At 68.7% G+C, this 6,616-nt stretch carries 7 protein-coding genes; 3 read left to right on the top strand and 4 right to left on the bottom strand.

From position 1 onward, the window contains the following. Positions 1–163: 163 nt before the first annotated feature. On the bottom strand, positions 164–2,023 hold the full coding sequence (locus tag DXK21_RS16070) for an ABC transporter transmembrane domain-containing protein (RefSeq protein WP_114818771.1): 1,860 nt from the start codon (positions 2,021–2,023) through the stop codon (positions 164–166). A gap of 133 nt (positions 2,024–2,156) precedes the next feature. Between DXK21_RS16070 and rpmE the strand changes: the two genes are divergently transcribed. After that, positions 2,157–2,381, top strand: a complete 225-nt coding sequence (gene rpmE / locus DXK21_RS16065; RefSeq protein ID WP_114818770.1) for a 50S ribosomal protein L31 — start codon at positions 2,157–2,159, stop codon at positions 2,379–2,381. Between the two features lie 153 nt (positions 2,382–2,534). After that, a complete protein-coding gene (locus DXK21_RS16060) occupies positions 2,535–4,091 on the top strand; it encodes a L,D-transpeptidase family protein (protein WP_114818769.1) in 1,557 nt (518 codons plus the stop codon). Positions 4,092–4,127: 36 nt separating this feature from the next. Here the strand turns inward: DXK21_RS16060 and rcdA are convergent, their stop codons facing one another. After that, complete coding sequence (gene rcdA, locus DXK21_RS16055; protein ID WP_114818768.1) at positions 4,128–4,655, bottom strand: protease adaptor protein RcdA; 528 nt, start codon at positions 4,653–4,655, stop codon at positions 4,128–4,130. Positions 4,656–4,758: 103 nt separating this feature from the next. After that, complete coding sequence (locus DXK21_RS16045; protein ID WP_114818774.1) at positions 4,759–4,962, bottom strand: DUF1192 domain-containing protein; 204 nt, start codon at positions 4,960–4,962, stop codon at positions 4,759–4,761. 79 nt (positions 4,963–5,041) lie between these two features. Here DXK21_RS16045 and DXK21_RS16040 point away from each other — a divergent pair, with 79 nt between their 5' ends. Further along, positions 5,042–6,013, top strand: coding sequence for an NAD(P)H-quinone oxidoreductase (locus DXK21_RS16040; RefSeq protein ID WP_114818773.1), 972 nt, complete (start codon positions 5,042–5,044; stop codon positions 6,011–6,013). Positions 6,014–6,061: 48 nt separating this feature from the next. Here DXK21_RS16040 and DXK21_RS16035 read toward each other — a convergent pair. Further along, on the bottom strand, positions 6,062–6,616 hold a 555-nt coding region (locus DXK21_RS16035; RefSeq protein WP_114818772.1), incomplete at its 5' end, for a beta/gamma crystallin-related protein.

Raw genomic sequence — 6,616 nt, 5'->3', positions numbered from 1 at the left:
GGGGACCGCCCCCGGGTCTCGCCTTCGGCGAGCCCGAGGACAGGCTATGCGGTGGAGGGGGCGGCGCAAACGTCTTCAGTCGAGTCGCCCCCTCCGTCTCGTCTGCTATCGCATCCGATCCACCTCCCCATCGCTTCGCGACAGGGAGGAAAGCCGCCAGTCCTTACGTCCCCTGAAACTGCAAGGCCGCCAGACGCGCATAGAGCCCGCCCTTGGCCGTCAGTTCGGCGTGGGTGCCCTCCTCGACCACCTGGCCGCCGTCCATGACAACGATGCGGTCGGCGCGCAGAACCGTCGCCAGACGGTGGGCGATGACCAGGGTCGTGCGCGCCTCCATGGCCTGATCCAGCGCCGCCTGCACCAGACGCTCGTTCTCGGCGTCCAGGGCGCTCGTCGCCTCGTCCAGCAGCAGGATGGGCGCCTCGCGGACCAGAGCCCGCGCGATGGCCAGGCGTTGCCGCTGCCCGCCCGACAGGCTCTTGCCGCGCTCGCCCAGCGGGGTGTCGAAGCCCTGCGGCAGGGCCTCGATAAAGCCGAGCGCCTGGGCCTCATCGGCGACCGCACGGGCCTCGGCCAGGGTCGCGGCCTCGCGGCCGAAGCGGATGTTCTCCAGCGCCGAGCCCGAGAACAGGGGCGCCTCCTGCGACACCCAGGCGAAGCGCTCGCGCACCGCGATCGGATCAGCGGCGCGCACGTCCACCCCGTCCACCGAGACCAGACCCGACTGCGGATCATAGAAGCGCAGCAACAGGCGGAAGACCGTCGACTTGCCCGCCCCCGACGGCCCGACCAGAGCCACGGTCTCGCCCGGACGCACGGTCAGGCTGAAACCCTTCAGCGCCGGCAGGTCGGGACGGCCCGGATAGGCGAAGTCCACCGCCGACATCGACACCTCGCCGCGCGGCGGCTGCGGCAGGGCCACAGGGTTCGCGGGCGGAGCGATGGCGGGAACAGCCCGCATCAGCTCGTCGATCCGTTCCATGGCCCCGGCGGCCTTCTGCACGTCGCCCCAGCTTTCGCCGAGCGCGCCCACGGCCCCGGCGGCGAAGACCGACAACAGAACGAACTGCAGCAAGGCCCCCGGCGTCATCGTCCCGGCGATCACGTCCTGCGCCCCCAGCCATAGCACCAGGGTCACGCCCCCGAACATCACCACGATGATCATGGCCGTCATCACCGCCCGCGCCCGCATCCGAACCAGGGAGACGCCGAAGGCCTCCTCCACCGCCGCGCCGAAACGACCGATAGCGCTCTTCTCTCGACCAAAGGCCTGGACCGTCTCGATGGCGTCCACGCTCTCGCCGGCGAAGCCCACGGCGTTGGCGAAGGTGTCCTGCGACTTGACCGTCAGCTTGCGCACCTGACGGCCAAAGATGAACAACGGCACGATCAGGATCGGCACGATCAGCAGCACGAAGCCGGTCAGCTTGGGGCTGACGAAGAACAGCAGGATCACCCCGCCGATCAGGGTGAAGAAGTTGCGCAGGGCATAGCTGACCGAGGTGGTCAGCAGGGTATCGACCAGCTGGATGTCGGTCGTCAGGCGCGACAGCACCTCCCCGGTCCGCATATGGGCGAAGAAGACCGGGTCCAGCGTCAGGATGCGCTGGAACAGGGCCGTGCGCAGGTCGGCGATGACCCGCTCGCCGGTCTTGGTCACGTAGAAATAGCGGAAGGCCGTCGCCAGCCCCAGAATCAGGGCGTTAGCGCCCAGAATCAGGAACCAGGTGTTGATGTCGCGGCCGCCGTTCTCGAAGCCGTTGTCGATGGCGCCGCGCGCCGTCGCCGTCAGCCCCAGGGACGCCGCCGTCGAGAACAGCAGCCACAGACCGGCGATGCCCGCGTCCAGCCGGTGCCGCATCATGAAGGGCAGCAAACGGGCCAAGGGCTTGATGTTGCGGGTCTTGGCGCGCTTGCCGCCCGCCTCGTCCATCTGTTCAACCAACAGGGCGCCGGCGCCGGGACGGCCCCTCGCCGCTGAACTGGCCTCTGGGGAAGCGGAAGGCGTGGAAACTTGGGTCATATCCGCGCTCTTGCCCCGGAACGCCCCTCGGTGTAAACGCCGCCGCTCATTCCCGCCGTCTAGCCTCGGCGGGTTTCTCTATTTACGCGCACTGACGGTCGGCATCGTCGACGCGCAGAGACGGATCAGATCGATGAAAGCGGACACGCACCCCGACTACCACTTCATCACGGTTGTGATGACTGACGGCAGCACCTTCCAGACCCGTTCGACCTACGGAAAAGAAGGCGCCTCGCTGGCCCTCGACATCGACCCGTCGACCCACCCTGCCTGGACCGGCGGCAACGCCCAGATGCTGGACCGCGGCGGCCGCGTGTCGCGCTTCAACAACAAGTTCGGCGGCTTCATCAAGAAGTAAGCCCTACAGGCTGCGACATAGTCGCCACAGAAGCGCCGGTCCGATGGGCCGGCGCTTTTTGTTTGCCCGGAACGTCGATAACATGGGGGCGTTCGATCCTTCGGGGCGCAGACGACGGGTCTGGCGCCGGATCGGCCTTACGAGCGTTTGCATATGAACCGACGGGAACTGGGCTTTGGCGTCGCGACGACGACCCTGACCCTTGGCGCGGCCTCGACCGCCCTGGCGCAAAACCGGCCGGTCGACCCCCAGGTCTTCATCGCCGGCTTCGACGCCCAGGCCTCGCGTCTGCCGCAGGCCGTTCAGGCCGATGTGCGCGCCGTCTACCAACTGACCGGCGGCAGGCCGATCTGGACCGCCGACCGCCTGCGCGTGCTGCAGGAAGTCGCCGCCGGGGCCGAGCGTCACGCCCTGCCCGTCGGGGACTTCTTCGACTTCGTCGGTCTGGCCGCCGATCCGGGCTCGGCCGAGATCCGCACCACCGCCGCCGCCGTGACCTACGCCCGCGTCCTGGCCGAGGGCCGCGTCCGTCCCGAGACGGTGGAGGACCTGTGGGAGATGCAGAAGAACAGCGTCGACATCCCGACCGGCCTGACCCAGGCCATCACGGCCAACCAGTTGAGCCAGTGGTTCGACGGCCTGGCCCCCACCGACATCGGCTACACCAACCTGTCGGCCGGCTACGCCCGCTATCGCCGCATCACCCGCGCCGGAGGCTGGCCCGCCTTCCGTCAGGGCGGCACCATCGAGCCGGGGACCAGCGACAACCGCATCCCGGCCCTGATCGCCCGCCTGGTGGCCGAGGGCGACCTCAGCGCCGCTGCCGGCGAACGCGTGAAGGGCAACCTGACCTACGGCTCGGAACTTGAGCAGGCGGTTCGCAGCTTCCAGACCCGCCACGGCCTGGGCGCAGACGGCCGTATCGGCGCCGGCACCCAGCGCTCCCTCGGCGCCTCGGCCGAGGACCGCGCCCGTCAGATCGCCCTCAACCTGGAGCGCCGCCGCTGGCTCAAGCGGGACCTGAATCCCGAGCGGATCGAGGTCAACACCGCCGCCGCCATCATGGTCTATTGGAAGGACGGCAAGCCGGTTCACTCCAACCGCGTCGTCGTCGGCTCGAACGAAAACCAGACGCCCAGCCTGGAAAAACCCTTCGCCTCGGTCGTGGCCAACCCGCCCTGGACCGTGCCCATGGGCATCGCCCGCCGCGAGATCCTACCCAAGGGCCCCGGCTACCTGGCCGCCCATGACATGTACATCAACAAGGACGGCTGGGTCGTGCAGCGCGCCGGTCCGCAGTCCTCGCTGGGCTATGTGAAGTTCGAGCTGCGCGACAGCTACGCCATCTTCCTGCACGACACCCCGTCCAAGGGCGCCTTCAACCTGTCGGTGCGCCAGCGCAGTCACGGCTGCGTCCGGGTCCAGAACGCGGTCGAGTTCGCCCGTCTGCTGCTGCAACCCGATCCCGCCAAGCTGGCCCAGTTCGACGCCGCTCAGGACAGCCGCGAAACCACCCGCGTCACCACCGGGCGCGAGATCGCCGTGCGCCTGCTCTATTGGACCGCCTTCGTCGACGGCCAGGGCCGCGTGGCCTTCCGCGAGGACGTCTATCGCCGGGATGAAAAGCTGGCCCAGGCGCTGGGCATCGCGGTCAGCCTGCCGCGCGTCATCGCCGACGGCCCCAGCGACGCCAACGACGTCGGGCCGTAAGGCCGGCTTTCAAGGGCGTTCCGGTGATCGGGGGCTTCAGCCCCCAAAAGCCGCCTGCAGGCGATCCAGCTGGCTCTGCACAGGATTGACCGGCTGCTCCTCGTCGCCGCCCAGGTACATCCGCTGGTCCAGATGCAGGACGCGGTCGTAGAGCTTCTCGGCCCGCACGGCGTATTCGATCAGGGCGATGGGCAGTTCGCGGTGGCTGGGCTCGCTCTCGATCTTGCGGTCGGCCAGCCGATAGCGCGGCTCGCAGGCGGCCACGGCGCTCATGTCGTCCTCGCGCACGGCGCGCTGCACCAGCAGCCAGGACGCGATCTGCATCAGCCGCGTCGTCAGCTTCATGCTTTCGCCCGCATAGGCCAGGGCGGCGGCGCGCGACAGCAGGCGCGAATCCTGGCGGCCGTCGCCGTCCAGATAGGCGGCGGTCTCCTCGACTAGCTCCATCCCCTCGCGGAAGGTGCGGTCAAACAGCTCCGAGCGCGCGAAATCCAGCACCTCAGCGCTGCGCGAACGCAATCCGACCCTGTCAGCGTCGATGGCAGTCAACTCGGTTCTACCCATGAAACGTCACGCGCGTCCGTCAAACTCGCGGGTCAGAACGACGCCGCACGGACCGGAACTGCAATCGTCATGCCACGGATCGCCAAATCGCGGGAGAGGCCAATCAGCGGAAATTGAACAGGGCGTCGGCGGCGCTGCGCTTGGAGGACTTGCCGTCGATGGCGGCTTTCGACCGCGCGATCTCGGCCTCCAGGGCGGCGATCCGCTCATGCAGCTCGTCCACGGCGTAGAGGTCCAGGTCCTCGCGTCCCAGCGCCCTCAGCGCCTCGCCGCCCTGGGGTCGGGGCTCCAGATCTTCGAACGTCATCACCGCCTCCGTGGCCAGAAACCACACGAACCCGTATGAAAACGCCCCAATGACGACGATTGCAAGCGGCGGAGACATCATGCGGGTCATCGAAATCGAAGGCGGCAAGGGTCCCGCCGAGGCGCTGCGCCTGGCCGAACGACCCCAGCCAGAACCGGCGCCGGGTGAAATTCGCATCCGTATGCGCGCCGCAGGGGTCAACCGGCCCGACATCGTCCAGCGGCTGGGCCACTATCCGGCCCCGCCCGGCGCCTCGGACATCCTGGGCCTGGAGGTCGCCGGCGAGGTGGAGGCCTTGGGCGAAGGCGTGACCCGCTGGAAGCTGGGCGACCGGGTCTGCGCCCTGCTGGGCGGCGGCGGCTACGCCGACTACGCCGTGGTCGACGCCCGGCACGCCCTGCCCGTTCCTGACGATCTCGATTTCGTCCAGGCCGCGGCCCTGCCCGAGACCGTCTTCACGGTCTTCACCAATGTCTTCGAGGGCGGCGGGCTGAAGGCGGGCGAGACCCTGTTGATCCACGGGGCCACCAGCGGCATCGGCGTCATGGCCATCCAGATGGCCAAGGCGGCGGGCGCCCGTGTCATCGCCACCTCGCGCGGCGCGGCCAAGGCCGAAGCCGCCCGGGCCTTGGGCGCCGACGTCAGCCTGGACGCCACGACCGCCGACCTTTTGGCCGAGATCAAGGCGGCGGGCGGGGCCGATGTGGTGCTGGACATGGTGGGGGCGGCCTACGCCGAGCTGAACCTGAACGCCCTGAAGCCCGGCGGGCGATGGGTGGTCATCGCTACCCTGACCGGCGCCCTGGTCCAGATCGACCTGATGCGGGTCATGTTGAAACGAATCGTCCTGACCGGCTCGACCCTGCGCAGCCGCCCAGCGGACGAAAAGGCCCGCCTGGCCGCCGCCGTCGAACAGACGGTCTGGCCCTGGGTCGCGTCCGGCAAGGTTCGCGCCAAGGTCGAGGCGACCCTCCCTCTAGACCAGGCCGCCGCCGCGCATCAGCGACTGGAGACCGGCGACCACGTCGGCAAGATCGTCCTGACGGTCTGAGCCGCCCCAAAAAAAAACTGGAGGCCGAAGCCTCCCGCTTCAACTTGCCTACCAGTTGCCGCCGCGACGGGCGGGGCGCAGCGAGGAAATCCGGTCATTCATGCCGGTGCGGCCCAGATTGCTCACGTCGCCGCTGACGACCTGGCAACGACCGCGATAGTTGGCGTCTTCGCAGACTTCCCAGCTGCCGCGGCCCAGACGCATCGAGCTGATGGCGTCGTTCATGCCGCTGCTGCGCAGGTTCGGAACTTCCTGACGGAAGGTCATCGACTGGCCGCGATAGTTGGCGTCGCGATAGACGGTGATCGAAGTGTTGCCCCAACCGCCGCCGTTGCCGCCGCCGGGGCCGCCACCGGGGCCGCCCGGCCAGCCCGGACGATTGCCGCCGCCGGGACGACCGTTGTTCTCATAGTCGCCACGATGGCCCTGGCAGACCAACAGGCCGTTGTCGTTGGCGATATCGCTGCTGGAGCAACGCGCCAGCTCAATCGAGGTCTCGCGCATCTGACCGCGCATGTCACGGCAATCGGCGTATAGTCGCCCCTGATTGACGTAGGAGCCTGTGCAGCTCTGCGCGTAGCTACCGCGCGGGGCGCCCCGCGC

Source organism: Brevundimonas bullata, assembly GCF_003350205.1.
Classification (GTDB): Bacteria; Pseudomonadota; Alphaproteobacteria; order Caulobacterales; family Caulobacteraceae; genus Brevundimonas; species Brevundimonas bullata.
The sequence above is the reverse complement of the archived record's forward strand: the minus strand, read 5'-3'. Positions and strand labels throughout refer to the sequence as shown.